Below are 26,601 nucleotides of genomic sequence, written 5' to 3' on the forward strand. Positions count from 1 at the left end.
GGGCAAGTGGGGGCACACCCGGTACTGACACTCATCGCCCAGCGCATCGCGCTGGGCTTCCTTCTCCTTCTGGCTGTCTCGGTGCTGATCTTCCTCGGCACCGAGATTTTGCCGGGCGACGTTGCCCAGTCGATCCTCGGCCAGGCGGCGACGCCGCAGGCGCTTGAGAATCTTCGCCGTGAACTCGGCTTGAACGATCCGGCCTATGTCCGCTATTTCCGCTGGCTCGGCGGCGTCATGACCGGCGATCTGGGCACGGCCCTGTCGAACCGGCTCGACATCGCATCGTCGATCTGGCCGCGACTGAAGAACACGCTCTTTCTCGCCTTCTGGGCCGCGATCGTATCCGTTCCGCTGGCGATCCTTCTCGGCCTGATCGCCGTGCGCTACCGCAACGGCTTCGTCGACAAGACGATCTCGGGGCTTGCCCTGTCGGCGACCTCGCTGCCTGAATTCTTCATCGGCTATGTGCTGATGTATGTCTTCGCCGTCCAACTCGGCTGGTTCCCGAGCGTCTCGACAGTCTACGACACGATGCCGTTTGCCGACCGGATGCGCGCCATCGCACTGCCGGCGACCGCGCTGACGCTCGTCGTGCTGGCACACATGATGCGCATGACGCGCGCGGCGATCCTCAACGTCATGCAGTCCGCCTACATCGAAACCGCCGAACTCAAGGGCCTGTCGCTGTTCGAGATCATCCGCAAGCACGCCTTTCCGAACGCCATCGCGCCGATCGTCAACGTGGTGATGCTGAACCTCGCCTTCCTCGTCGTCGGCGTCGTCGTGATCGAGGTCATCTTCGTCTATCCGGGCATGGGTCAATACCTCGTCGACCATGTCTCCAAGCGCGACGTCCCGGTGGTGCAGGCGGTCGGCCTCATCTTTGCGGCCGTCTATATCGGCTTGAACCTCGTTGCGGACATCGTGGCGATCCTCGCCAATCCGCGCCTCAGGCACCGGAGGTAACCCGATGATGTTCAAGCGAATGCCCATCGGCGCGGCCATCGGGCTCGTCATCACCATCGCCCTTCTCGTCGTCGCGATCTTCGCGCCGTGGATCGCGCCCTATCCCGGTTCACGGGTTCTCGGCGGCGTCTGGGAGCCGTCCTCGGCCCAATTCTGGCTCGGCACCGACAATCTCGGCCGCGATCTCCTGTCGCGCATGATCTATGGCGCGCGGATCACCGTCTTCATCGCCGTTGCCTCCACCGCGCTGGCCTTTACGCTGGGCTCGATTCTCGGCTTCATGGCGGCCGTCATCGGCGGCTGGTTCGACACGCTGATGTCACGTTTCGTCGATCTGTTGATGTCGATCCCGACGCTGATCTTCGGCCTCGTCGTCCTGTCGGTGCTGCCCTCGACGATCCCGATCCTGATCCTCGTCATGGGCATTCTGGATTCGACCCGCGTCTACCGCCTGTCGCGCGCGGTCGCGGCCGACATCAACGTGATGGATTTCGTCGAGGCGGCGAAGCTGCGCGGCGAAGGCACGGGCTGGATCATCTTTCGCGAGATCCTGCCCAATGCGCTCTCGCCGCTCGTCTCCGAACTCGGCCTGCGATTCATCTACGCCGTCCTGTTCCTCTCCGCGCTCTCCTTCCTCGGCCTCGGCGTCCAGCCGCCGGACGCGGACTGGGGCGGCATGGTCCGCGAGAACAGGGAAGGCATCGTCTTCGGCATTCCGGCAGCGCTGATCCCGGCCGGCGCCATCGCCGCGCTGGCGATCTCGGTCAATCTCGTCGCCGACTGGATCCTGAACCGCACCACCGATCTGAAGGGAGGGCGCGGCAATGCCTGAGGAACCGATCCATCTGAAGGGCGCCCCGCTGCTCGACATCCGTGACCTGAAAATCGAGGCCACGGTCTATCCCCCGGACGAGGATCCGCACGACATCACCATCGTCGACGGCGTGTCGCTGACGCTCCACAAGGGAAAGGTGCTCGGCCTGATCGGGGAATCGGGGGCCGGCAAATCGACCATCGGCCTGTCGCCCATGGCCTATGGCCGGGGCGGCGTTCGGATCACCGGCGGCGAAGTGCTGGTCAACGGTCGCGACATGCTGAAGGAGGGTCACCGCAAGGTGCGCCGCCTGCGCGGGCGCGAGGTGTGCTATGTCGCGCAATCGGCCGCCGCGGCCTTCAATCCCGCCCACAAGCTGATGGACCAGGTCGTCGAGGCTACGTTGAAGCATGGCGTGTCCTCGCGTCGCGAGGCCGAAGCGCGTGCAGTCGAATTGTTTCGCAAGCTGTCGCTTCCCGACCCCGAGAACATCGGCAAACGCTACCCGCATCAGGTCTCCGGCGGCCAGCTCCAGCGCGTGATGACGGCGATGGCGCTGTGCTCGCAACCCGACCTCATCATCTTCGACGAACCGACGACCGCGCTCGACGTGACGACCCAGATCGACGTTCTCGCCGCGATCAAGGAGGCGATCCGCGACACCGGCGTCGCCGCGCTCTACATCACCCACGACCTTGCCGTCGTCGCGCAGGTCTCCGACGAGATCATGGTGCTGCGCCACGGCAAGATGGTGGAATGGGGCGACACGCGCCAGATCATCGATCAGCCACGCGAAACCTATACGCAGCAACTCGTCGCCGCCCACCATGTCGAGCATGACGAGCAGGCGCCGGAAGGCACGCCGCTCCTGTCGGTGAAGAATGTCACGGCGGCCTATGGCGGTGGGCACATCAACGTCCTGAAGAATGTTTCCGTCGACATCCTGCCCGGCCAGACGCTCGCGGTCGTCGGCGAATCGGGTTCGGGCAAGTCGACGCTGGCGCGCGCCATCACCGGCCTTCTGCCGCCGAAGGAAGGAGCGATCAGTTTCGACGGACGCGAACTGCCCGCGCGTCTCGCCGACCGCAAGCGCGAGGATCTGCGCGAATTGCAGATGATCTACCAGATGGCGGACGTGGCGATGAACCCGCGCCAGACGGTTTCGACGATCATCGGCCGGCCGCTCGAATTCTATTTCGACATGCGCGGCGCCGAGCGCGACAAGCGCGTGAACGAGCTTCTGGAAAAGATCGAGATGGGCCGCGGCTTTGCCGACCGCTATCCGGCCGAGCTTTCCGGCGGCCAGAAGCAGCGCGTCTGCATCGCCCGCGCGCTGGCAGCCAACCCGAAGCTGATCATCTGCGACGAGGTGACGAGCGCACTCGACCCGCTGGTCGCCAACGGCATCCTCAAACTGCTCCTGGAACTGCAAAAGCAGGAACAGGTCTCCTACCTCTTCATCACCCATGACATCGCGACCGTGCGCGCAATCGCGGATTCGATCGCGGTCATGTATCGCGGCGAGGTCGTGCGCTACGGGCAAAAATCGAAGGTGCTCGAACCGCCCTTCGACGACTACACCCAGCTTCTGCTCTCTTCCGTCCCGGAGATGGAGATCGGCTGGCTCGAAAAAGCCATCGCCGGCCGTCGCATGGCGGCGGCGGGGAATTGACCTGATCGTTATGGCGCTGCGTGCAAAACTTCTTCTGGTCGTGCTTGACGGCGTGCCCTGGCGAAACTGGCGGCGGTTTATGGGCAATCTGGAAGGCTGGGTTCGGACGGGCGAGGCACGGGTCTGGCGGATGCGCTCGGTCCTGCCGTCGACATCGGCCAGTTGCTATGCCTCGATCCATACCGGCACTGCGCCGCAGACGCATGGCATCCTCGCCAATGAAATCCGCTTCCGTGTCGATCTGCCGGACATCTTCTCGGAGGTCGCCCGCGCTGGCGGCGTCTCGGGCGCAGTGACGCATTCATACTGGTCCGAATTCTTCAATCGGTTTCCTTTCGACGCCGTGCGCGACATCGAATACGACGAGGTGAATGGCCCGATCCATCATGGCCGGTTCCACACCATGTCCGGCTACGGCCACGACAACCAGATGACGCCGGCCGACGCCGACCTGTTTGCGACGCTGACCTTGCTCGCCAGCCGGTACAGCATCGATTATGGCATTCTCCACACCTGCACGCTCGACAGCATGGGGCATCGATTCGGACATGATTGCCGCGAAATGGACAAGGCGCTGTTCGCCGCCGACGCGACGCTCGCATCCTTTCTGCCGCGATGGCAGGAGGCGGGATACGAGATCATCGTGACCGCCGACCATGGCCAGACCGATCGCGGCCACCATGGCGGTAATGACGACGAACAACGCGATTTCGCGCTCTATTATTTCGGAACGGGCACGGGTCCGGAAGAATCGGTCCTGCTCGACCAACTGCAACTTGCCCCGACAATCCTTGAACGTCTCGGCATATCTGTGCCTCAGACGATGCAGGCAAAACCGTTCCTCACCTGACTTTGCGCATCGCGCTCGGTGGCTTGCCGAAAGCGCGGGCGAATGCGCGCGAGAAGGCGGCGGCACTTGAAAAGCCGGTCCGCGCGGCGATGTCCGCCATAGGCTCGCGCGTGTCGAGCACAAGTCGCCGCGCCGCGTTGAGCCGCAAGCGAAGATAATAGGCGCCGGGACTCTCGCCGATGGCGCGGCGAAAGACGAGTTCCATCGCCCGCACGGACGTCTTCGATCGTCGCGCGATGGCCGCGATGGTGAGCGGCCGGTCGACATGGCTTTCCATGATCCGCACCGCCTGCGCGAGCCGCGTGTCGTGACCGTCGAGCCGGCCGAGCGAGACGAGCGGCTGCGCATCGCTCGCCGCGCGTATTTGGTCGTAGATGAAGACACTCGCCACATCGAGCGCAACGCTCATGCCGAGCCGCGAGCGGATGAGATGCAGCATCAGGTCGAAGCCGGGCGATGCGCCGCCAGCGGTGACGGCGGGACCGTCGATCACGTAGCGATCCGGCCTGACCTCGGCTTCCGGGAAGGCGGCAGCGAAATCTTCGAGGTCCTCCCAATGCGTGGTCGCGGCGCGGCCGTCGAGCAGCCCGGCATGGCCGAGCACCCAGGTTCCCGCCTCGATCCCGCCGACCGCGCGCGAAGCGCCGGCCGCGCGCTTGAAAGCTGCCAGTTCCGGGCCGCTCAAGGCGCTGCGCGAACCGAACCCGCCGATCGCGATGACGAAATCGCCCGCGCGTGCGGCGTCGAACGGTCCTGAAACGGCAATCGGCAGCCCGCTGGTGGTTTGCGGCGACGTGCCGTCCACAGAGACGATACGCCAGTCGAAAACCTGTCGTCCGCATATGCGGTTTGCAGCGCGCAACGGGTCGATGACGGAAGCGACGCACATCAGCGAGCATCCCGGCAGGACCAGAAATGTCACGGCCAAAGGCGTGGCTTCGGCCCGAAAGATCGACGATTTTTCGCTTTGCATCAATTCAGATGCGTAAATCGCAAATCATGTTGACGCAAGGGCCGCGAAACTAGCGGCAATATTGGAGGATGCCCATGCCGCTCGAAATGAACCGCGAGGTCTTCATCACTGCCGCCATCACGGGCTCGGGAAGCACGCAGGACCGTTCGCCGCATGTGCCGCGTTCGCCGAAGCAGATCGCGGATTCGGCGATCGAGGCGGCCAAGGCTGGCGCGGCGATCGTCCACTGCCACGTCCGCGACCCCGAGACCGGTGCGCCAAGGCGCGACATCGCGCTTTACCGCGAGGTAACCGAGCGCATCCGCGACGCGGACGTCGACGTGGTCCTGAACCTCACCGCCGGGATGGGCGGCGACATGGTGTTCGGCTCGACGGACAAGCCCCTGCCGCTGAAGGAAAAGGGCACCGACATGGCTGGCGCCGCCGAGCGCGTCGAGCATGTTCGACAGTGCCTGCCGGAAATCTGCACGCTCGACTGCGGCACGATGAATTTCGCCGAGGCCGACTATGTGATGACCAACACTCCCGGAATGCTGCGCGCCATGGGCGGCATGATGACGAAGATGGGCGTGAAGCCGGAAATCGAGGCCTTCGATACGGGCCATCTCTGGTTCGCAAAGGAACTGGTCAAGGAAGGCGTGCTGGCGCCCGACGCGCTGGTGCAGCTTTGCATGGGCGTGCCCTGGGGCGCACCGGACGACCTCAACACCTATCTGGCCATGGTCAACAACGTGCCGAAGGACTGGACCTGGTCGGCCTTCTCGCTCGGCCGCAGCCAGATGGCCTATGTCGCCGCCGCCGTTCTCGCCGGCGGCAATGTCCGCGTCGGGCTGGAAGACAATCTGTGGCTCGACAAGGGCGTGCTCGCGACGAATGCGCAGCTTGTCGAGCGCGCGGTGACGGTCGTCGAGAACATGGGCGCGCGGGTCATCGGGCCGGACGAAGTGCGCAAACTGCTCAATCTGACGAAGCGCGCGCCGGTGGCTGTCTGAGGAGATCGACCATGGCAATTTCCAAGGCAGCGTGCATCGGCGGGGGCGTCATCGGGGCGGGCTGGGTTGCCCGACTCGTGCTGAACGGCATCGACGTCACCATTTTCGATCCCGACCCTGAGGCCAAACGCAAGGTCGACGAAGTCATGGCCGGCGCGCGCCGCGCCTACAAGCGCCTGGCAACCGCCGGTCGTCCGAAGGAAGGCGCGATCACCTATGCCGCGAGCATCGCCGAGGCCGTGGCGGACGCCGATTTCATCCAGGAAAGCGTGCCCGAACGGCTCGACCTGAAGCACAAGGTGCTGGCCGAGATCGACACTCACGCGCCCTCCTCCGCGCTCGTCGGCTCGTCGACCTCCGGCATCAAGCCGACCGACATGGCCGTCGCGATGAAGAATCATCCCGAACGGCTGGTCGTCGCGCACCCCTACAATCCCGTCTATCTCCTGCCCGTCGTCGAGATCGTCGGCGGCGAGCAGACCTGGCCGGAAGCGATCGAGCTTGCCCGCGAATGCTACGCCGAAATCGGCATGAAGCCGGTCGTGATCCGCAAGGAAATCGAAGCCTTCGTCGGCGACCGCCTGCTCGAAGCCATGTGGCGCGAGGCGCTGTGGCTGATCAAGGACGGCATCTGCACGGTCGAGGAACTCGACGACATCATGCGCTACGGCTTCGGCCTACGCTGGGCGCAGATGGGCATGTTCCAGGTCTATCGCATCGCCGGCGGCGAAGCCGGAATGCGTCACTTCATGGCCCAGTTCGGCCCCTGTCTTTCCTGGCCGTGGACCAAATTGATGGACGTGCCGGAATTCAACGACGAACTGGTCGAGTTGATCGCCAGCCAGTCCGATGCCCAGTCGGGCAAATGGTCGATCCGCGAGCTGGAAAAGATTCGCGACGACAACCTCGTCGCGATCATGGAAGCGCTGTCGAAGGAGAACAGGGGCAAGGGCTGGGGCGCGGGGCAACTGCACAAGACCTATGTCGACCGGCTCGGCAATGCGGCAACGGTATCGAAGGCCGCCGCGAAGGCGAAAGCGGACAAGCCGAGGAAGAAGAAATGAACTTCTCCCTCACTGACGAACAACGTCTCATCGTCGACACCACGCGCGCCTTCGTCGAAAACGAACTCTACCCGCACGAAGCCGAGGTCGAGCGCATCGGCCATCTGCGCATGGACCTCGTCAGGGAGTTGCAGGCCAAAGCCATCGCAGCCGGCCTCTACGCTGCCAACATGCCGGAAGAAGTCGGCGGCGCGGGCCTCGATACGCTGACCTGGCTGCTCTACGAAAAGGAGCTCGGCCGCGCCAATTACGCGCTGCACTGGACCTGTGTCGCACGGCCATCCAACATTCTTCTCGCCGGCACCGACGAGCAGAAGGAGCGCTATCTTCACCCCAGCATTCGCGGCGAGAAATGGGACTGCCTCGCCATGACCGAACCCGGCGCCGGTTCCGATCTGCGCGGCATGAAGGCCAGCGCGCGCCCGGACGGCGGCGACTGGATATTGAACGGCACCAAGCACTTCATCTCCCACGCCGACCTCGCCGATTTCGCCATCGTCTTCATGGCGACCGGCGAGGAAGACACATCGCGAGGCAGGAAAAAACTGATCACCGCCTTCTTCGTCGACAAGGGCACGCCCGGCTTCACGGTGCGCGACGGCTATCGCAACGTCTCGCATCGCGGCTACACCAACTCCATCCTCGAATTCGACGATTGCCGCCTGCCTACGTCCCAAATTCTGGGCGAGGTTCACAAGGGCTTCGAGGTCGCCAATTCCTGGCTCGGCGCGACACGCCTCCAGGTCGCCGCGACCTGCATCGGCCGCGCCGAACGCGCGCTCGGCCATGCCGTGGACTGGGCCGCCAACCGCGAACAGTTCGGCCAGCAGATCGGCAAGTTCCAGGGCGTCTCCTTCAAGCTGGCCGACATGGCGACGGAATTGAAGGCCGCCGATTTGATGCTGATGGAAGCCGGCTGGAAATACGACGCCGGCACGGTCACCGAGATGGACATGGCGATGGCCAAGCTGAAGGCCACCGAAATGCTCGCCTTCGTCGCCGACGAGGCGATCCAGATCCATGGCGGCATGGGCCTGATGGACGAACTGCCGCTCGAGCGCATCTGGCGCGACGCGCGCGTGGAGCGCATCTGGGAAGGCACGAGCGAAATCCAGCGGCATATCATCTCGCGGGCATTGCTGCGGAGGGTGGGCGGCTGATGTTGGGCTGTTCCGCGCGTCAGCCCCCCACCCTCTATCCCTCCCCACAAGGGGGAGGGAGGGCATCCACGTTACGCCAGCCTTACCAGACGCCTCGCTCGAAAAAGTGGATCGAGGCTGACGTCTCCCTCCCCCCTGTGGGGAGGGATAAAGGGTGGGTGTCCCTTCGCAAGACTCCTTCCACCGCATGACCCGCCTCGACCGCCTCCTCCGTCCCCGCTCCATCGCCGTCGTCGGCGGCGGCGCCTTCGCGACCAACGTCGTCAAGCAATCGCTCAAGATGGATTTCGCCGGCGACATCTGGCCGGTCCATCCGACCCGGTCCGAGATCGAAGGCGTATCGGCTTTCCAATCCATCGCCGACCTGCCCGCCCCACCGGACGCGGCCTTCATCGGCGTCAACCGCTTCGCCACGATCGACATCCTGCGCGACCTGTCCGCGATGAACGCAGGCGGCGCCATCTCCTTCGCGGCCGGCTTCCTCGAGGCCGACGACCCGGACGGCCCACGTCTCCAGCGCGAACTCATAGAGGCCGCCGGCGACATGCCGGTCATCGGGCCGAACTGCTATGGCCTGATCAACTATGCCGACGGCGCGCTTTTGTGGCCGGACCAGCATGGGGGTCGGCGCCTGACGCCCGGCACGCGCGGCGCGGCGATCATCACGCAGTCCTCCAACATCGCCTGCAATCTCACCATGCAAAGACGCGGCCTGCCGATTGCCTTCCTGATGACGGCGGGCAACCAGGCGCAGACCGGCCTGTCGGAAATGGCGCTCGGCCTGATCGAGGACGAGCGCGTGTCGGTGCTCGGGCTCCACATCGAGGGTTTCGACAGCGTTCCCGGCTTCGAGCGGCTCGCCGCCCGCGCGCGCGAACTGAACAAACCGATCGTCGCCATGAAGGTCGGCCGATCCGAACAGGCGCGCGCCGCGACCATCTCGCACACTGCGTCGCTGGCGGGATCTGACGCGGGTTCGGACGCCTTCCTGAAACGCCTCGGCATCCCTCGCGTCCACTCGATCCCCGCCTTCCTCGAAACGCTGAAGCTTCTCCACGGCGTCGGGCCGCTGGCCGGCAATCGGCTGTCCTCGATGAGTTGTTCGGGCGGCGAAGCGTCGGTGATGGCGGATGCCGCGGACGGGCGCGCGGTGACCTTTCCGCCGTTGACCTTGGCGCATCGCGCCGAGATCAAGGAAACCCTTGGGCCGCTGGTCGCGGTCGCCAATCCGCTCGACTACCACACCTTCATCTGGAACGACGAACCGGCCATGACCGCGACCTTCGCGGCGATGGTTTCGGGCGGCTTCGACCTCAACATGCTGGTGCTCGACTTTCCCCGCACCGACCGCTGCTCGGACGCCGACTGGTGGCCGACCGTTCGCGCATTCGAAGCGGCATTGAAGGCGAATAGCGCGCGCGGCGCGATCGTGGCATCGATTGCGGAGAATTTGCCGGAAGAAACCGCGGACGATCTTTTCGCGCGCGGGATCGTGCCGTTGCATGGAATCGAAGAGGCGATGGAGGCGGCGGACGCGGCGGCGTTTGTGGGACAAGCCTGGCGCGATCCTTCCTCTACCCCTTTCGGGAGGAGAGGTGGCCCGGCGAAGCCGGGACGGAGTGGGGGGGAGGCGTCGGCGCATAACCCCCACTCCGCCTCGCTTGGCTCGGCACCTCTCCCCCTCAAAGGGGGAGAGGAACGGCGCCCGCTAGACGAAGCATTCGCCAAATCTCTGCTCGCCTCACGCAATCTCCCCGTTCCCCCCGGCTGCCGCGTATCCTCCGCGCAAGAAGCCCTCTCCGCAGCCCAATCCCTCGGCACCCCCGTCGCGGTCAAGGCGCTCGGCCTCGCCCACAAATCCGAGCACGGCGCCGTCCGTCTGAACCTGCGAACGCCTGACGAAATCGAAGCTGCCGCGACCGCACTTCTCCCCCTCGGCACCGGCCTTTACATCGAGCGCATGATCGAAGGCGCGGTCGCCGAACTCATCGTCGGCGTCACGCCGGATCCCGTCTTCGGCGCACTCCTGACCGTCGGCTCGGGCGGTGTTCTGGTCGAACTCCTGGCGGACAGCCGCACGCTTATCCTCCCCGCAACCCACGACGAGATCGAAAAGGCGCTGCGCTTCCTGAAGCTTTTCCCGCTCCTCGACGGCTATCGCGGCCGCCCGAAGGCCGACATCGCCGCCGCGATCGACACGATCCTCGCCATTTCCGATTTCGTCGTCGAAAATGCCGACCGGATCGTCGAACTCGACATCAACCCGCTGATCGTCTGCGCGCAAGGCACGTTCATCGCCGATGCGCTGCTGGTCGGCGATTTCGAAACTCTGGAGAAAACCGCATGAGCGACGATGTCGTCAAAACCCGCCGCGAAGGCGCCATCCTGGAGATGACGCTCGACCGGCCGAAGGCGAATGCGATCGACCTCGCGACCTCGCGTCTGCTGGGCGAAACCTTCAAATCTTTTCGCGATGACCCCGAATTGCGCGTCGCCATCGTCAAAACCGCCGGCGACAAGTTCTTCTCCGCCGGCTGGGACCTCAAGGCGGCGGCGGAGGGCGATGCGGTCGACGGCGACTATGGCGTCGGCGGCTTCGGCGGGTTGCAGGAATTGCGCGACATGAACAAACCGGTGATCGCCTGCGTCAATGGCATGGCCGTCGGCGGCGGGTTCGAACTCGCGCTGTCCTGCGACCTCATCTACGCGTCCGAAACCTCGAGCTTTGCCCTGCCGGAGATCAAGGCCGGTACGCTTGCCGATGCCGCGACGATCAAGCTGCCGCGCCGTATCCCCTATCACGTCGCGATGGACATGCTCCTGACCGGGCGCTGGATGGACGTGCTGGAGGCCCATCGCTGGGGCCTTGTCAATGAGGTCCACCCGGCCGACCAGTTGGAAGAACGCGTCTGGGACGTCGCGCGCCTTCTTGCCTCCGGCCCGCCGCTCGTCTTCGCCGCGATCAAGGAAGTCGCGCGCGAGGCCGAGGGGCAAAGCTTCCAGACGGCCATGAACCGCATCACCAAGCGTCAGTTCGCCACGGTGGACCGGCTTTACGATTCGGAAGACGGGCTTGAAGGCTTCAAGGCCTTTGCGGAAAAGCGCGACCCGGTGTGGAAGGGCAGATAGCGAAGACAGGCGTCATCCCGGAGTGACGCAGCGCGTCAGCGATGCGGCGAATCCGGGATGACGCCTTGCCGAGATCACACCCGCTCGATCGCGATCGAGATGCCCTGGCCGACGCCGATGCACATCGTCGCCAGGCCATAGCGCGCACCGCGTTCCCTGAGCTCCAGCGCCGCCGTTCCGGTGATGCGCGCGCCGGACATGCCGAGCGGATGGCCGAGCGCGATCGCGCCGCCATTGGGGTTCACATGGTCCGCGTCGTCGGCGATGCCGAGATCGCGCAGCGTCGCGAGACCCTGGCTGGCAAAGGCTTCGTTGAGCTCGACCACGTCGAAATCCGAAACCTTCATGCCGAGCCGGTCGACCAGCTTGCGGGTCGAAAGCGCCGGGCCGAAGCCCATGATGCGTGGCGCAAGGCCGGCAACGGCGCCGCCGAGCACACGCGCGATCGGCGTCAGGCCGTATTTCTTCACCGCCGCCTCCGACGCGACGATGAGCGCGGCCGCGCCGTCATTGACGCCGGATGCGTTGCCGGCCGTCACCGTGCCGCCTTCCTTTTTGAACGGTGTCGGCAACTTGCCGAGCTTCTCCGCCGTCGTGCCCGCGCGCGGATGTTCGTCCGTGTCGACGACAATGGCATCCGCCTTGCGCTGCGGGATCGTCACGGCAACGATTTCCTTAGCGAGGCGGCCATTCTCCTGAGCGGCAACCGCCTTGTCCTGGCTGCGCGCGGCAAAGGCGTCCTGGTCGGCGCGGCTGATCTGGAACTGTTCGGCGACGTTCTCCGCCGTTTCAGGCATGGAATCGACGCCATATTGCTTCTTCATCAGCGGGTTGACGAAGCGCCAGCCGATCGTGGTGTCGTAGATCTCGGCATTGCGCGAAAAGGCCGTGTCGGCCTTCGGCATGACGAAGGGCGCGCGCGACATCGACTCGACGCCGCCCGCGATCATGATCTCCGCCTCGCCCGCCTTGATGGCGTGGGCGGCGTTGATGACGGCATTCATGCCCGAGCCGCAGAGCCGGTTGACGGTCGCGCCCGGCACGTCTTCCGGCAGGCCGGCCAGAAGCAGCGACATGCGCGCGACGTTGCGGTTGTCCTCGCCGGCCTGGTTGGCACAGCCATAGATCACGTCGTCGATGGCGGCCCAGTCGACGTTCGGGTTGCGCTCCATCAGCGCCTTGAGCGGCACCGCGCCGAGATCGTCGGCGCGCACGGAGGAAAGCGAGCCGCCGAAGCGGCCGATGGGCGTGCGGACATAGTCGCAGATATAGGCGTCAGCCATGTTCAAACCTCCGGTACGTTCAGATCCTTGCAAGCGCCCTCGACCACGAGCTTCGCCCCGGTCACGGCCTGCAACTCTTCCATGCTGATGGATGGCAGCTTTTCGCGCAGGACGAAACGCTTGTCGATGATTTCGACGACGGCAAGGCTCGTATAGACCGTCGTCACGCAGCCGACGCCGGTCAGCGGCAGCGAACAGCGCTCGACGAGCTTCGGCTTGCCGTCCTTGGTGACGTGGTCAGTGATGACGCAGACGCGTTTGGCGCCATGGACGAGGTCCATCGCGCCGCCGACGGCCGGCACCGATTTCGGACCCGTCGACCAATTGGCGAGGTCGCCGTTCTCCGCAACCTCGTAGGCGCCGAGGATCGCGACGTCGAGATGCCCGCCGCGCACCATGGCGAAGCTGTCGGCGTGGTTGAAAAAGGACGCGCCCGCATTGAGCGTGACCGCCTTCTTGCCGGCATTGATCAGATCCCAGTCTTCCTCGCCCGCGGGCGGCGCTTCGCCGAAATCGAGCACGCCGTTCTCGGTATGGTAGATGACCTCGCGGCCCTTGGGCTTGAACTTCGCCACCATCTCGGGAAAGCCGATCCCCAGATTGACATAGGCGCCGTCCGGAATGTCCTGCGCCGCGCGCCAGGCGATCTGGGCGTTGGTGAGTTTCGCTTTCATGCTGTGCCCCCGTCCTGCAAGAGCGCCGCTTCGCGCAACAATGCCTCTTCCTGTTTCGCATCCGCGATCTCGACGATCGTGTCGACGAAGATGCCGGGCGTGACGACATGTTCGGGATCGATTCCGCCCGGCTCGACCACCTGCCGCGCCTGCACGATCGTGGTCGCGGCGGCCATCGCCATCAATGGCGCGAAGTTCCGCGCGGCCTTGTTGTAGGTCAGGTTGCCCTTGCGGTCCGCCAGTTCCGCCTTGATGATCGCGACATCCGCCTTCAGCCAGCGCTCCTGCACGTAAAGCCGGCCGTCGAACTCGGCGACCGGCTTGCCCTTGGCGATGTCCGTGCCGAAGCTCGTCGGTGTATAGAAGGCCGGAATGCCTGCACCGCCCGCACGGATACGCTCGGCCAGCGTGCCCTGTGGCACCAGTTCGAGTTCGATTTCACCGGCATGGTAGCGCTCGGTGAAGGCGCGCGAATCGGTCGATCGCGGAAACGAACAGATGATCTTGGCGACCATGCCGGCATAGATCATCGCCGCAATGCCGATGGCCCCATTGCCGGCATTGTTGTTGATGACGGTCAGCCGGCCGGGCGAGCCTGTCGCTTTGTAGCGCGCGACGAGCGCGTCGATCAGTTCGATCGGCGCGCCCGAGCCGCCGAAGCCGCCGATCATGACGGTCATGCCGTCCTCTATGCCGGCAATCGCATCCTCGATGCTAGGGGTGATCTTGTTCATCTCGCTCCCGGATACCTGTCGGTCGGCAGAAGACCGCTCGATGTAAAAGTTCGTATTGCGAACAAATGTTCCATATGCGATACATTCTCTAGATGACTGAAGGGAACGTGTCAATCGAAGGGCCACCAAGCCGGACCGACCGTGTCGGCTCGCTGGAACGCGGGCTGGGCGTCATGGAAATCCTGGCGGCGCATCCGGCCGGGCTGTCAATGAGCGAGGTCGCCGACCGCGCCGGCCTGACGCGCGCCGGCGCCCGGCGTTTCCTTCTGACGCTGGTCGCCGCCGGCTATGCGTTGCAGGACGGACGCATCTTCCGCCTCTCGCCGCGCCTGATCACGCTTGGCCGAACATGGCTGTCGGGCGCCTCGCTGTGGACCTATGCCGAACCCTTCATGCGCGAGGTTTCAAAAACTCTGAACGAAAGCTGCTCGGCAGCCGTGCTGGCGAATGAAGACGTGGTCTATGTGGCCCGCATCGCCGGCGCGCGGATCGTCGGCGTCGCGCTCCATGTCGGCACGCGGCTGCCGGCGCATTGCACGTCGATGGGCAGGGTCTTGCTGTCGGGCCTTTCAGCAGACGAACTCGACGCCTTTCTCACGCGAGCGACGATCACCGCCAAGACTGACCGTACGATCACCGACCGCGCCGAACTCAGCCGCCTCGTCGCCAAGGCAGGGGCGGATGGCTATTCCATCGTCGATCAGGAACTGGAAATCGGGTTGCGTTCGATCGCCGTGCCGATCCGCGACCGCACCGGCACGATCGTTGCGGCGATCAACGTCTCGACGCAATCGGCCCGGATGCCGCTGTCGGAGATGGAGCGCGAATTCCTCCCGCTCCTGAAGAAGGCTGCCGGTTCGATCGAGGATTTCTTCGTGGTGCAGTAGCGATCAGGCCGCTTCGCAGCCGCGATGATCATCGCGCTCGATCAAGTTCCTGATCGTGCGGGCGAGCGTCAACTGCCGGTGCTGCGCGATGGCGCGGTCGATCTCGTTTTCGGTCTCCGGCAGTTCGGCAACGGCGAGCAGCCGGTCGACAATCGACCCCGTGTCGGCGGAATCGTTGCAGAGCATGCGGTCCGCATGGGCGTTCTGGTGCAGTTGATGAAGCATCGATTCCTCCTTTCGTCGATTGCGCGAAGAAATAGCCGGGATCGATGACAGCGCGAAGACAAGCGCGCGTCGAAATTGGGGCGGTTGCGAGACTTTCGTTCCCGTTCCCGCCCCAGGAGTAAACAAGTCGTCCTTCCGCGCCGCTAGACGTAACGGTTGACGACGTTCTCCAACCGCTCCTGCCGTCCCGAAACGGGCTGCGGGTCGAGGTTCGCATCGAGCGCCCTGGTCGAGATCTCCGCAAGCGAATACGAGCCGTCGAGCATCTTCTTCGCATCCGGGTCGGACCAGCCTGCATAGCGCTTCTCGAGCGGCGCGGAGAGCGCCTTGTCCTCGATGATCCTCGCCGCCGCCTTCAGGCCGCGCGCACAGCAATCCATGCCACCGACATGGGCTGCGAGAAGGTCGACCGGGTCGAGCGACTGGCGGCGCAGCTTGGCGTCGAAATTGGTGCCGCCCGTCGTGAAACCGCCGGCCTTCAGCACCTCGAGATAGGCGAGCGCCATTTCCGGCACGTTGTTGGGAAACTGGTCGGTGTCCCAGCCGGACTGGTAGTCATTCCGGTTCATGTCGATCGAACCGAAGATGCCGAGCGCGCCGGCAAGGGCCAGTTCGTGCTCGAAGGAATGGCCGGCGAGGATGGCGTGGCCTTGCTCGATATTGACCTTCACCTCCTTCTCCAGCCCGAAATCCTTGAGGAACCCGTAGACGGTCGCAACGTCGAAATCATACTGGTGCTTGGTCGGCTCCTGCGGCTTCGGCTCGATCAGGATCGTGCCGGAAAAGCCGATCTTCTTCGCATAGTCGACGACGAGCGACAGGAATCTGCCCGCCTGCTCGCGCTCGCGCTTCATGTCGGTGTTCAGCAGCGTCTCGTAACCCTCGCGCCCGCCCCACAGCACATAGTTTTGACCGCCGAGCCGCTTGGTGACGTCGACGCAACTCTTCACCGTCGCGGCCGCATAGGCGAAGACGTCCGGGTCCGGATTGGTCGCAGCGCCCGCCATGTAGCGGCGGTGCGAGAAGAGGTTGGCGGTGCCCCAGAGCAGCTTGACGCCGGTCTCTTCCTGCTTCTTCGCGAACACATCGCCGATCTCGTCGAGCCGCGAGATGCTCTCCCTGAGCGTCGCGCCCTCGGGGCGCACATCCGCATCGTGGAAGCAGTAGAAGGGCGCACCGAGAAGCTGGAACATTTCGAAGGCGACGTCGGCCTTCATCCTGGCCGCTTCCATCGTGTCCGCCGAACCCTCTTTTGGGAACCAGGGCCGTTCGAAGGTCTGCCCGCCGAACGGGTCGCCGCCCGGCCAGGCGAAGGAGTGCCAGTAGGCGACGGCGAAGCGCAGATGGTCCTCCATCCGCTTGCCGAGCACGACCTCGTCCGGATCGTAGTGCCGATAGGCGAGTTCGGACGTCGATTGCGGGCCTTCGAACCTGATCGGCTTGGTATCGCCGAAGAAACCGGTGCTCATGGGTCAAACTCCTTTGAGTGCAGGATAAAGCGCGCGGAAACGCGCATAGGCGTCCCCATAGGCAGAAGCCAGCGCGTAATCGGGTTCGATGGTCGAGGCGATGCGTGGCCGCGTCAGGACGGAATCCGGCTCGGCGTTCTCCGCCGCGATGAGGCCGAGGCGCGCGGCACCGAAGGCCGCGCCGAAATCGCCGTCGGCGGGCAACTCGACCGGAATGCCGAGCACTGTGGCGATCGTCTTCAGCCAGAGTTGCGAGCGCGAACCGCCGCCGACCGCCATGACGGAGGCAAGCTCCGTTCCGGCGGAACGCAGCGCTTCGAGATTGTCGCGCAGCGCGAAGGCGACACCTTCGAGCACCGCCTGCGTCAGGCTCGCACGGTCGCTCTGGTGCGACAGGCCAATGAGGGCGCCGCGGATGGTGGCATCGTTGTGCGGCGTTCGCTCGCCGGAAAGGTAGGGCAGGAAGGTGACGCCGGACGGCGCGCGCAATTCGGCGCCGAGTTCGCCCGTCAATTCTGCCGGCTTCGCGCCGGTGACGCCGGCCAGCCAGTTCAGTCCGTCCGTCGCCGAAAGGATGACACCCATCTGGTGCCATGTCGTGGGGAGCGCATGACAGAAGGTGTGAACCGCGCTTTGCGGGTTCGGCAGATAGGCGTCGGTGGCGGCAAAGACGACGCCCGACGTGCCGAGCGACACGAAGGCCTCGCCGCCTTTCGCGACGCCCAGCCCGCAGGCCGAGGCCGCATTGTCCCCTGCTCCGCCGGCAATGACGACATGGCCCGTCATCCCCCATTTCGCCGCAAGTTCGCCGCGCAACCTGCCGGCAGATGCGGTGCCCTCGACGAGGCTCGGCATGTGCTGCTCGCCCAAGCCGGTCGCCGCGAGAAGGTCCGGCGACCAGCGCCGGCTGGCGACGTCGAGCCAGGACGTTCCGGCCGAATCCGACATGTCCGAAATCGTCTCGCCGGCGAGCCAGAGGCGCAGATAGTCTTTCGGCAACAGCACCTTCGCCACGCGGTCGAAGATCTCCGGCTCGTTGGCGCGGACCCAGGCGAGCTTCGGCGCGGTGAAGCCGGGAAAGACGATGTTGCCGGTGATCTGCCGGAAGCGCGGATCGGCGTCGAGCGCGCGCGCTTCTTCGTGGCTGCGCGTGTCGTTCCAGAGGATTGAGGGGCGCAGCACCATGCCGGCCGCATCGACAAGCGTCGCGCCGTGCATCTGGCCAGAAAGGCCGATGCCGCGCAGTGCCGACATTTGCCTGGGATGCGAGCGGACGAGCGCGCCGATCGCTTCCTCGGCCGCAGCGATCCAGTCGGCCGGCTCCTGCTCGGACCAGCCTTCATGCGGCCTTGAGACCGAAAGCTCGGCCGTCGCCGACGCGACCGCCTTCTGCTCGCCATCGACCAGCAGCGCCTTCAGACCGGACGTGCCCAGATCGAGCCCGAGATACATGGCGAATTCCTCCCGGACGGACTCATATCAGATTGATCGCCCCCGCCGAGTCGAATTTTTTCGGAACTCGCAATAAATCGCGACCTGCGGCCGAAACTCACATCGCCAGCCGCGCGGTAACATCTCGTCAACCACGAGGCGACAATCATGCGGACAAGGCCGGGCGATTCGCACCGGCGGACTTGCATTTCGTGACCGAGGGGATGGGTAGCGTGCGTTTGAACGAAGAAGAAGCGGCCAGCGCCGCAATCCGGCTGTTTCCGATGGAGCGCCGGCAGGGACGCATCGAGGCCGTGGCCACAGCGTTGCAGCGTGCCAGCAGCGACCGCGTCGCGGACCGCTATGCAGGCAGGGTGGCGCAGACCATGTTCGCCGAACTGGAACTCCTCGGCCTGCCGGAACTTGCGCAGGATGAGGCCGTCGGCGCGTTCTTCCACGAGGTGGATCAGGCGATCGCCGCGCGCCGCGACGCGGAGCCATGGATGGCCGAAATCATCTCGTTGCGCTGAGGGAGAGGCCGGGCGCCCGCATCCGCCGCCCGGCAGGTTGCCTTACCCGGACAAACCGGCCTTAAAGGCTTCGTAGCGGGCCTTGGTCTCGGCATTCATCGGATAGAGGCCCGGCAGCGCGACGCCGCGCTCGACCTCTTCCATGATCCAGGCTTCCATGCGCTCCTGCTCGGGTGCCTCAGTCAGAACCTCGTCCAGCAGCGCCGCGGGAATGACGACGGCGCCATCATCGTCGACGACGATCACATCGTCCGGGAACACCGCGACGCCGCCGCAGCCGATCGGCTCCTGCCAGTTGACGAAGGTCAGCCCGGCCACCGAGGGCGAGGCCGCGACGCCATTGCACCAGACCGGAAAATTCGCACCGAGGACGCCAGCAAGGTCGCGCACCACGCCGTCCGTCACCATGGCGGCGACGCCGCGCTTGGCCATGCGCGAGACGAGGATGTCGCCGAAGACGCCCGCATCCGTCACGCCCTGTCCGTCGATGACCGCGATCGCGCCTTCCGGCATCGCCTCGATGGCGGCGCGCGTCGAGATCGGCGAACCCCAGCTTGCCGGCGTCGCAAGATCCTCGCGCGCGGGCACGAAGCGGAAGGTGAAGGCCGGGCCGACCGAGCGCGGCTGGCCGGGACGCAGGGGCTTTGTGCCGCGCATCCACACATTGCGCAGCCCCTTCTTCAACAGAACCGTGGTGAGCGTCGCCGTTGAAACGCCCTTCAGCGTCTCGATTGCCGCCTGATCCAATGCCATGCCCCAAACTCCCTGAAGTCTCTGTTTCGCCCTTCGTCTAGAACATCGAAGCGCAAAGTGGAATCCGATATTGCGATCGTGCCGATGCCGTTTCGCTCCGGCGCCAACCCCCGCAAAAAACAAAATACCGTATACTCTTACAAAATACTCATGAGTAAAAAATTTTGTTTATGAGGATGGCAGGCGAGTTGGGACGCCCGCAACTTCTGCTGGTCGACGAATTGTCGCTCGGCCTCGCCCCGCTCCTTGTCCGCTCGATCTATGAGGAACTGAAAAAAGTGCGCGAACTCTTCGGCTCCTCCATGCTCATCGTCGAACAGAACGCCAAGATCGCGCTTGGCTTTGCCGAACATGCCTATGTGCTGGATCGGGGCCGGATCGCCATCTCGGGCACGGCGGCGGAAGTCGCCGCGAGCGACGCCATTCGCGAGTCCTATCTTGGCGCGGAACGCGCGGCCGGCGAAGGAGCGCCCGCATGACCCGGCCGCTTCTCGAGATCAATGCGCTTCACCTGCGCTTTCAGGGCATCGTCGCCCTCGACGACGTTTCCTTCACGCTCGATGAAGGCAATGTGACGGCTCTCATCGGCCCCAACGGTGCCGGCAAGACGACGATGTTCAATTGCGTGACCGGCATGTACAAGCCGACCGAAGGCGCGGTCCGTTTCGATGGCGAGGCCATCACCGGCCTGAAGGCGCACCACATCGCCCGCCACGGCATCGCGCGCACCTTTCAGAACCTGGCGCTGTTCTCGGGTCTGACGGTCCTTCAGAATCTTCTCGTCGGCGCCTATCTCAAGGGTTCGTCGGGCCTGCTGCAAGGCATGTTCCGCAGCGCGGCGACGCGCACGGAAGAAGCGGAGGCCGAAGCGCGGGCGCGCGGTCCGGTCCGATCCCGCCGTGATCGCCGCCTATCTCGGCGCCGACGAATAGGACTCAGCTTGCCGCGGCCTCGACCGGCTTGCGCTTGATCGGAGTGCGTTTGGCGCCGGCGATGCCAAGGATCAGCCGCGTCATCTCGGAGGCGATGCCCGCCACTTCCAGCCGGCCGTCGGGCTTGTACCAGAATGTCGACCAGCTCACCGCGCCGCCGATCGCGAGCGCGCCCATCTTGGCATCCTCCAGATCGAACTCGCCCGCGTCGGACCCCGCCTGCAACAGGCTCGCCACCTGCGCGAAGAAAAGGCGGCGCATCTCGCCAAGGCGCCTTGCATCGGATGGTTCGAGGTTCTTTTCCTCGCGCGTATAGATCGCGATGTTCTTCTGGTTCATCAGGATCGAGGTCACATAGCGCCGGCCGAACAGCCGCAAGCTGTCCGTTGGTCCGAGGTCTTCGGACAGCACGCCCTCGATCTCGTCGAGCGCCGCGCGAACTCCGCGTTCGCAGATTTCGGCCAGAAGCTCGCTCTTGGAACCGAAATTGGCATAGATGAAGGGCTTGGTGACGCCCAGCCGCTCGGCGACTTCGTCGAGCGTGGTGTTGTCATAGCCCTTTTCGTAGAACAGGTCGGCCGCCGCGCTGACCGTACGCTCGCGCTTCAGCGCCGCGACCTCGTCGCGGATCTTGAGACGCTCCTGGGGCTGCTCGGCCATCGGCTTCATTTTTCCTTCCAAGGCCACGTCCTGAACGGTCATTGTCCCAGATTACGCGATTCCCGCCTCAAAGCGACAGGATGTCCCTTACTTCCGTCATGTAGAGTTTGCCAGTCTCGACATCGACGACCGTCACCTCATGGCGCACGTAGCGCCGCTCCCGCTTGACATATTTGTCGATCGCCCGCGTCGTGATGGCGCGCTGGGTAAGCAGGAACTTGCGCGCGCGACCCGAGGGGGTCGTGGGCAGGTCTTCGGCCCGGGTCGGCAGCACATATTTCGGCACCTTGAAGCGCGCCAGCCTGTCGGCGCACAAGGCGATGAGTTCGTCGGCGTCACCGGCACGCCGTCACGCAGCACGACATAGACCGCCCCCGCTTCGCCCATCCGCCTGTCCGGCACCGGCACGACATGCACCTGAAGCACGGCCGGATGCGCCGTCAGCACGTCCTCGATCTCGGTCGGCATCACCTACCTGCTCGCCGCCGCAGCGATAGGATTCCTTGCGCCGCCCGACCAGCGTCATGTAGCCGTCGACATCGAACCGCGCGAGATCGCCGGTGTGGAGCCAGCCCTCCTTGTCGAACGCTTCCGCCGTCGCATCGGGCTTGTTGTAGTAGCCTTTGGTCACGCCCGGCCCCTTGGCCATCAACTCGCCAACCTCACCCGGCCCGAGCACCTTGCCCGTCTCGGGATCGACGATGCGATAGTCGACGAGGCGGCGCCAAGGTCCGGCTCCCCTGCCGGCCCGATCTCGCGCATCCGCCCATTGGTGGAAGCGAGCCACTCGAACGGATCGTCGGCGCGCGTCGCCATCGTCGTCGCGGTCAACTCCGTCATGCCGTATCCGGTCGTCACCTCGTCGGGCGTCATCAGGTCGAAGATTTCCCGAAGGATGCCCTGCGGCGAGCGCTGGCCCGAAGAGATCACGGCCCAAAGCGAAGGCAACTTGCGTGGCCGCGCGCGCAACTCGTCGAGGATTACACTCGTCATCGTCGGCACCAGAAGCACATCGTCGGCCTCATGCGCCTCGATGGCGCGCAGCGTTTCGGCCGGGTTGAACTGCACTTGCGGGATGATCGCGCCGCCGACGAAGGGCACGGTCAAAAGTCCCTCCACATAACCGTAGACGTGATACATCGGCAGGGAGAACGTCACGCGCCAGCCATCGTCGAAGCCGCGGCAATAGGCGCTGCCGAATGCGGCGCGCAACAGCATGTCATGCATCAGCATCACGCCTTTCGGCGCGCCGGTCGTGCCGGACGTGTAGATGATGTCGCTGACGCTTTGCGGATCGACCTCTGGAAAATTTGTCGGGTTAGAGCCCGCCGCCAGAAACTGCGTGAAATCCGCCGCGCCCGCCCGGACAGGCTCGTCGCCGGTCGGAAAAACCACGACGCACTTCAGGCGCGGAAAGGCGACGCCGCCGCCATCTTTTTCCCAGCCGGGCATCAGTGCGTCGAGCGCGGCGAGATAATCGAGGTCTCGGAAGCGGTCCATCGTCACGAGAAAGGCCGCGTCCGACTGCTTCAGCACATAGCCGAGTTCATCGCGCCGGTTCAGGAAATTGATGGGGACGCAAGTCGCCCCCACCCGCGAGATGGCATATGTCAACGCCACGAAATCGGGATAGTTGGCGAGCACCATCGCCACATGGTCGCCGGCCCGAACCCCTGCCGCCATGAGCCCGGCGGCGATCGTTTCGGACCGCGACTTCACGTCCGCATAGGACCAGGCGAATTCGTCGGTGACGACATGGGGGACGTTCGGCAAAGCTTTCGGCGGCAGCGTCGAGTTCCTCGTGAAGCGTGCGGGCGATCCATTGCGGGCGCCGCCGCACCAGAGCGTCCTGACGATCCTTCAAAAGCGCAGGCATTGCGCCTCCCTGCCACTGCCGTGCCGCCAGCCCGGTAACACCCTCCGATGCCGCAGAACGGCTTTACAGGACGGGACGACCGAACTACCTTCTCACAACCAACAAAAGCTACTTGTACGTAAGTATCAAAACTTACAAGTTTGCAAGGGCAGGAAGATGCCGCTGGATACGCGCCTGGAGGGATTTCTCGCCGACCCGCGCAACCATGTGCGCCCGCCCCCGCGCACGTGCCCATGTTCAAGGTGCGACAGGCCGCGAATGCTGCAATGCCCGGCCCGGCCCGTATCGAACTCGCCGAAGTGCGCGCGCTTGCCGCGTCCGGCGCGGGGCGGGCAGACATCGCGATCAGGCTCTATCGACCGTCCGCCGATCGCGGCCTGCCGCTGATCCTCTTCTCCACGGCGGCGGCTGGGTCTGGGGCGATCTCGACACGCACGACACGATCTGCCGGGAACTGGCCCAAAAGTCGGGCGCCGCCGTCGCCTCGGTCGACTATCGCCTCGCCCCGAAACGCGTTTTCCCGGCCAGATCGAGGACGGCCTTGCGGCCTTGCGCTGGCTTCGCAGCGAAGCCCTTACGCTCGGTCTCGACGGAACGCGGATCGCGCTTTGCGGCGACAGCGCCGGCGGCAACATCGCCTGCGCGATGGCGATGGTCGCCGGCAAATATGCCATGGGCATCCGCCATCTCGCGCTGATCTATCCGGCGCTCGACGCGAGTTGCGCCAGCGCCTCGCAGGCACAGTTCGCCGAAGGCCATGTCCTCACCGGCGCGGGCATGAAATGGTTCTGGCAATCCTATCTCGGCGACCTTGCACACAAGGGCAACCCGGCCTGAAGCAGTCCGCCGCCCACATGATGGATACCTGTCTTGCGCTTGAGGCGATTTCGAACGCCTCCGCCGACCATCAGGAAGCGGTCGACGCCTTTCGCGACGGGCGCCTGCCGAATTTCACCGGGAGGTAGGCGCGTTCGAGACCGGCGCGACCGTCCACCGCTGCCTCGACGTCCTTTGCCTTGCGAAGCTTGCCTCCATTGCTCGAGCCGAATCTTCGTGTCCGGAAATCCGAACAATGAATGCCAGGTGTTCGGCTTTCCGGACGCGCTGCGGGCAGTCTGGCTGCGAAGGGCTTGGTTTGCAGCATTTTTGAAACTGGCACGCCTCTTGCCACTGTGATGGTGAACAGCAAGAGGAAGGCATGACGTGAGCTTTGAGTGGAGCATACTGGTCGCACTGGCAGGCGCAGCGATTGCGCCGCCGGCTGCGTCTCTTCTGGGTCGCGGCACCGGCTGGGTGATGAGCCTCGTCCCGCTTGTCATCTTCGCATCGATCTTTGCACATATCGGCCCGGTGGCCGGGGGCGAGGTGATGATCGCGCAACTGGCCTGGGTGCCCTCGCTCGGTGTCGATCTTGCCTTCCGGCTCGACGGTTTCTCGCTGCTCTTTGCGCTGCTGATCAGCGGCATAGGAACGTTGGTGACGATATATGCCGGCGCCTATTTCGCCGAGAAGCCGAGCGCGGAGATCGGCCGGTTTCTCAGCCTCATCATGCTGTTCATGGCGGCCATGCTGGGAACCGTGCTCTCCGACAACCTCATCGTCATGTTCGTATTCTGGGAACTGACGAGCCTTACCTCCTTCCTGCTGATCGGCTTTGACGGCCACAAGGAAGCCGCGCGCAAGTCCGCATTGCAGTCGCTCATCGTGACCGGAGGCGGCGGCCTCGTGCTGTTCGCCGGCATCCTCGTGATCGGCATGACGATGGACACCTTCTCCTTCACCGAAGTGGTGGCCCGATCCGACGAACTCGTCGCGAGCCCCTGGGCGACTGCGATCGCGGTCCTGGTCATGATCGGCGCCTTCACCAAGAGCGCCCAGTTCCCGTTCCATTTCTGGCTGCCTAACGCCATGGCCGCGCCGACGCCGGCGTCGGCCTATCTTCACTCCGCCACGATGGTGAAGCTCGGCGTCTTCCTGCTGGCGCGCTTCGACGGCGTTTTCGCCGATATGCCCGCCTTCGGGCAAACTCTCGTCATCTTCGGTTCGTTGACCATGATCGTCGCGGCGCTGCTGGCATTGCGCGCCGAAAGCTTCAAGGCGGTGCTGGCTCAGTCCACCGTCGCCTCGCTCGGCATTCTCGTGATGCTGATCGGCCTGACGGGCGAGGTCGCGGCGGTCGCCACGGTCGGATTCATCCTGGCTCACGCCTTGTACAAGGCTGCGCTGTTCTTTTGCGCCGGCACGGCCATCCACGCGACGGGTGAAGCGGGCTTGCGCAAGCTGGGCGGACTGGCGCGTTTCCTGCCGGCCACGGCCGTCGCAGCCGTGCTCGCCAGCCTGTCCATGGCCGGCCTGCCGCCCTTCGTCGGTTTCATCTCCAAGGAATATCTCTTCGAGGCCCAACTCGCCAATGACTGGAACATCCTGCCCGTGGCGGCGGCCGTCCTGGTGAACGCTGTCATGGTGGGCGTGGCCGGCGTCGTGTCGATCCGTCCCTTCTACTTCAAGCCGGAGCGCGTCACCGAAATTCACCACGGCGAGACGCCAGGCCTGCTGCTCGGCCCGCTGCTGCTGGCTGCCGGCGGCATCCTGATTGGCCTGGTGCCGGCGCCGGCCGCGCAATGGCTCATCGGCCCGGCCGCCTCCGCGCTCTATGGCCAGCCGATCGACGTATCCTTCCAGCTCTGGCACGGGCTGACGCCGATGCTTGTCCTGTCGATCCTCGTCGTCTCGATCGGCGCCGTGATCGTGGTTCAGTGGACGCGAATCCACAACCTTTTGCGCCGCTACGACAATCTCTATGCATGGCTTGGCGATCGCTTCTATCACGGCGCCCTCGACGGTGTCCTGGGAGCCGCCCGCCTGTCCACGCGGACGTTGCAGAACGGGGATCAGCACCGCTACACGACCCTCGTGATCCTGACCATCATCGCGGGGCTGGCATTCGCGTTCCTGTCCGCTCCATCGAGCGACTTCCTGGCGAGCGAAGGCGGCATCCGCTTGTCCGTGACGCTGGTGCTTCTCCTGACGGTCGTCGGCGCCGCCGGCACGATCTTCGTACGCTCGCTGATCGCAGGGCTTGTCTCCGTCGGCATCGTCGGCTTCGGTTCCGCCCTGATATTCATGCTCAACGGCGCGCCCGATCTCGCCCTGACGCAGATCGCCGTCGAAACGCTGATCGTGATCCTTATGACGGCGGTTCTCCTCAAGCTGCCGTCGCGACGCCGGCATTCGCGCACAGGGCCCGAGCGCCGCCGCGACGGCCTGATCGCCACCGGCTTCGCCGTCATGATGTTCATCGCGGTGGCGTCCATCGGCGTCACGCCGATCGACCTGCGCCTGTCCGACTATTTCGGCGAGACGAGCTATCTCGAAGCCTATGGCCGCAACGTCGTCAACGTCATCCTGGTCGACTACCGCGCCATCGACACGCTCGGCGAGATCGCCGTCGTGGCGCTTGCCACCATCGCCGCGTGGGGTCTGCTGCGCGGCGCCCTGAAACCTGCGCGAAACAAGGAGTGAGC

The 26,601-nt window shown here is 64.8% G+C and carries 26 protein-coding genes and 1 pseudogene; 15 read left to right on the forward strand and 12 right to left on the reverse strand.

Annotation, left to right across the window (positions count from 1 at the left end; genetic code table 11):
* Positions 1-6 precede the first annotated feature (6 nt).
* From PZ895_RS19015 to PZ895_RS19030, 4 genes are read left to right on the forward strand one after another with little or no spacing between them, the layout of a single operon-like run.
* On the forward strand, positions 7-969 hold the full coding sequence (locus PZ895_RS19015; protein ID WP_275840550.1) for an ABC transporter permease: 963 nt from the start codon (positions 7-9) through the stop codon (positions 967-969).
* A 4-nt stretch (positions 970-973) separates the two neighbouring features.
* A complete protein-coding gene (locus tag PZ895_RS19020) occupies positions 974-1,801 on the forward strand; it encodes an ABC transporter permease (protein ID WP_275840551.1) in 828 nt (275 codons plus the stop codon).
* Positions 1,794-3,455: an ABC transporter ATP-binding protein gene (locus PZ895_RS19025; protein ID WP_275840552.1), complete on the forward strand. Its 1,662-nt coding sequence runs from the start codon at positions 1,794-1,796 to the stop codon at positions 3,453-3,455. The genes PZ895_RS19020 and PZ895_RS19025 overlap by 8 nt, the downstream gene beginning before the upstream one ends.
* 10 nt (positions 3,456-3,465) lie before the next feature.
* Positions 3,466-4,305 (forward strand): alkaline phosphatase family protein, encoded by an 840-nt coding sequence (locus tag PZ895_RS19030; RefSeq protein ID WP_275840553.1) that lies wholly within the window; start codon positions 3,466-3,468, stop codon positions 4,303-4,305.
* On the opposite strand, the gene PZ895_RS19035 is transcribed toward PZ895_RS19030, so the two are convergent.
* Positions 4,298-5,281, reverse strand: a complete 984-nt coding sequence (locus PZ895_RS19035) for a GlxA family transcriptional regulator (RefSeq protein ID WP_275840554.1) — start codon at positions 5,279-5,281, stop codon at positions 4,298-4,300. The two genes, PZ895_RS19030 and PZ895_RS19035, sit on opposite strands and share 8 nt — an antisense overlap.
* 71 nt (positions 5,282-5,352) lie before the next feature.
* Here PZ895_RS19035 and PZ895_RS19040 point away from each other — a divergent pair, with 71 nt between their 5' ends.
* The 5 genes from PZ895_RS19040 to PZ895_RS19060 all read left to right on the forward strand — a co-directional run bounded on the left by PZ895_RS19040 (position 5,353) and on the right by PZ895_RS19060 (position 11,623).
* Entirely contained in the window at positions 5,353-6,270 is a 918-nt protein-coding gene (locus PZ895_RS19040; RefSeq protein ID WP_275840555.1) for a 3-keto-5-aminohexanoate cleavage protein, read from the forward strand.
* Positions 6,271-6,281: 11 nt separating this feature from the next.
* A complete protein-coding gene (locus PZ895_RS19045) occupies positions 6,282-7,334 on the forward strand; it encodes a carnitine 3-dehydrogenase (RefSeq protein WP_275840556.1) in 1,053 nt (350 codons plus the stop codon).
* Positions 7,331-8,494, forward strand: a complete 1,164-nt coding sequence (locus PZ895_RS19050) for an acyl-CoA dehydrogenase (protein WP_275840557.1) — start codon at positions 7,331-7,333, stop codon at positions 8,492-8,494. The genes PZ895_RS19045 and PZ895_RS19050 overlap by 4 nt, the downstream gene beginning before the upstream one ends.
* Before the next feature lie 187 nt (positions 8,495-8,681).
* Positions 8,682-10,841 carry an acetate--CoA ligase family protein gene (locus PZ895_RS19055; RefSeq protein WP_275840558.1) on the forward strand — a complete coding sequence of 720 codons (2,160 nt, stop codon included), beginning with the start codon at positions 8,682-8,684 and terminating at the stop codon, positions 10,839-10,841.
* Complete coding sequence (locus PZ895_RS19060; protein WP_275840559.1) at positions 10,838-11,623, forward strand: carnitinyl-CoA dehydratase; 786 nt, start codon at positions 10,838-10,840, stop codon at positions 11,621-11,623. Before PZ895_RS19055 ends, PZ895_RS19060 begins: the two co-directional genes overlap by 4 nt.
* A 74-nt stretch (positions 11,624-11,697) precedes the next feature.
* On the opposite strand, the gene pcaF is transcribed toward PZ895_RS19060, so the two are convergent.
* The 3 genes from pcaF to PZ895_RS19075 are packed head-to-tail and all read right to left on the reverse strand — an operon-like array spanning position 11,698 to position 14,314.
* Entirely contained in the window at positions 11,698-12,906 is a 1,209-nt protein-coding gene (gene pcaF, locus PZ895_RS19065) for a 3-oxoadipyl-CoA thiolase (protein ID WP_275840560.1), read from the reverse strand.
* Between the two features lie 2 nt (positions 12,907-12,908).
* Positions 12,909-13,580, reverse strand: coding sequence for a 3-oxoacid CoA-transferase subunit B (locus tag PZ895_RS19070; RefSeq protein ID WP_275840561.1), 672 nt, complete (start codon positions 13,578-13,580; stop codon positions 12,909-12,911).
* On the reverse strand, positions 13,577-14,314 hold the full coding sequence (locus PZ895_RS19075; protein WP_275840562.1) for a 3-oxoacid CoA-transferase subunit A: 738 nt from the start codon (positions 14,312-14,314) through the stop codon (positions 13,577-13,579). Before PZ895_RS19075 ends, PZ895_RS19070 begins: the two co-directional genes overlap by 4 nt.
* Positions 14,315-14,427: 113 nt before the next feature.
* Between PZ895_RS19075 and PZ895_RS19080 the strand changes: the two genes are divergently transcribed.
* The gene (locus tag PZ895_RS19080; protein ID WP_275840606.1) at positions 14,428-15,201 is read left to right on the forward strand and encodes an IclR family transcriptional regulator C-terminal domain-containing protein; all 774 of its coding nucleotides are present in this window, start codon (positions 14,428-14,430) and stop codon (positions 15,199-15,201) included.
* A gap of 3 nt (positions 15,202-15,204) precedes the next feature.
* On the opposite strand, the gene PZ895_RS19085 is transcribed toward PZ895_RS19080, so the two are convergent.
* From PZ895_RS19085 to xylB, 3 genes are all read right to left on the reverse strand, one after another.
* Positions 15,205-15,426, reverse strand: coding sequence for a hypothetical protein (locus PZ895_RS19085; RefSeq protein ID WP_275840563.1), 222 nt, complete (start codon positions 15,424-15,426; stop codon positions 15,205-15,207).
* Between the two features lie 143 nt (positions 15,427-15,569).
* The gene (xylA, locus tag PZ895_RS19090; protein WP_275840564.1) at positions 15,570-16,895 is read right to left on the reverse strand and encodes a xylose isomerase; all 1,326 of its coding nucleotides are present in this window, start codon (positions 16,893-16,895) and stop codon (positions 15,570-15,572) included.
* Between the two features lie 3 nt (positions 16,896-16,898).
* On the reverse strand, positions 16,899-18,347 hold the full coding sequence (gene xylB, locus PZ895_RS19095; RefSeq protein WP_275840565.1) for a xylulokinase: 1,449 nt from the start codon (positions 18,345-18,347) through the stop codon (positions 16,899-16,901).
* A 32-nt stretch (positions 18,348-18,379) separates the two neighbouring features.
* On the opposite strand from xylB, the gene PZ895_RS19100 reads away from it, so the two are divergent.
* Entirely contained in the window at positions 18,380-18,856 is a 477-nt protein-coding gene (locus tag PZ895_RS19100; protein ID WP_275840566.1) for a DUF6074 family protein, read from the forward strand.
* A gap of 42 nt (positions 18,857-18,898) precedes the next feature.
* Here PZ895_RS19100 and PZ895_RS19105 read toward each other — a convergent pair whose 3' ends face one another.
* Positions 18,899-19,609: a ribonuclease activity regulator RraA gene (locus PZ895_RS19105; protein WP_275840567.1), complete on the reverse strand. Its 711-nt coding sequence runs from the start codon at positions 19,607-19,609 to the stop codon at positions 18,899-18,901.
* A gap of 188 nt (positions 19,610-19,797) precedes the next feature.
* Here PZ895_RS19105 and PZ895_RS19110 point away from each other — a divergent pair, with 188 nt between their 5' ends.
* Both PZ895_RS19110 and PZ895_RS19115 read left to right on the forward strand, forming a co-directional pair.
* Entirely contained in the window at positions 19,798-20,088 is a 291-nt protein-coding gene (locus PZ895_RS19110; protein ID WP_275840568.1) for a hypothetical protein, read from the forward strand.
* On the forward strand, positions 20,085-20,579 hold the full coding sequence (locus PZ895_RS19115; RefSeq protein WP_275840569.1) for an ATP-binding cassette domain-containing protein: 495 nt from the start codon (positions 20,085-20,087) through the stop codon (positions 20,577-20,579). The genes PZ895_RS19110 and PZ895_RS19115 overlap by 4 nt, the downstream gene beginning before the upstream one ends.
* Here the strand turns inward: PZ895_RS19115 and PZ895_RS19120 are convergent.
* The 4 genes from PZ895_RS19120 to PZ895_RS19135 all read right to left on the reverse strand — a co-directional run bounded on the left by PZ895_RS19120 (position 20,545) and on the right by PZ895_RS19135 (position 22,974).
* The gene (locus PZ895_RS19120) at positions 20,545-21,201 is read right to left on the reverse strand and encodes a TetR/AcrR family transcriptional regulator (protein ID WP_275840570.1); all 657 of its coding nucleotides are present in this window, start codon (positions 21,199-21,201) and stop codon (positions 20,545-20,547) included. The genes PZ895_RS19115 and PZ895_RS19120 overlap by 35 nt on opposite strands.
* Positions 21,202-21,268: 67 nt before the next feature.
* The gene (locus tag PZ895_RS19125; protein WP_275840571.1) at positions 21,269-21,517 is read right to left on the reverse strand and encodes a hypothetical protein; all 249 of its coding nucleotides are present in this window, start codon (positions 21,515-21,517) and stop codon (positions 21,269-21,271) included.
* A gap of 33 nt (positions 21,518-21,550) precedes the next feature.
* Positions 21,551-21,850 (reverse strand): class I adenylate-forming enzyme family protein, encoded by a 300-nt coding sequence (locus PZ895_RS19130; RefSeq protein ID WP_345803540.1) that lies wholly within the window; start codon positions 21,848-21,850, stop codon positions 21,551-21,553.
* A complete protein-coding gene (locus PZ895_RS19135) occupies positions 21,850-22,974 on the reverse strand; it encodes an AMP-binding protein (protein WP_275840573.1) in 1,125 nt (374 codons plus the stop codon). The genes PZ895_RS19130 and PZ895_RS19135 overlap by 1 nt, the downstream gene beginning before the upstream one ends.
* A gap of 308 nt (positions 22,975-23,282) precedes the next feature.
* Here PZ895_RS19135 and PZ895_RS19140 point away from each other — a divergent pair.
* Both PZ895_RS19140 and mbhE read left to right on the forward strand, forming a co-directional pair.
* Positions 23,283-23,914 (forward strand): annotated as a pseudogene (locus PZ895_RS19140) (alpha/beta hydrolase).
* Positions 23,915-24,280: 366 nt separating this feature from the next.
* Positions 24,281-26,599, forward strand: a complete 2,319-nt coding sequence (gene mbhE / locus PZ895_RS19145) for a hydrogen gas-evolving membrane-bound hydrogenase subunit E (RefSeq protein WP_275840574.1) — start codon at positions 24,281-24,283, stop codon at positions 26,597-26,599.
* The last annotated feature ends 2 nt before the right edge of the window (positions 26,600-26,601 follow it).

Source organism: Mesorhizobium sp. YIM 152430 (assembly GCF_029210365.1).
GTDB lineage: Bacteria > Pseudomonadota > Alphaproteobacteria > Rhizobiales > Rhizobiaceae > Aliihoeflea.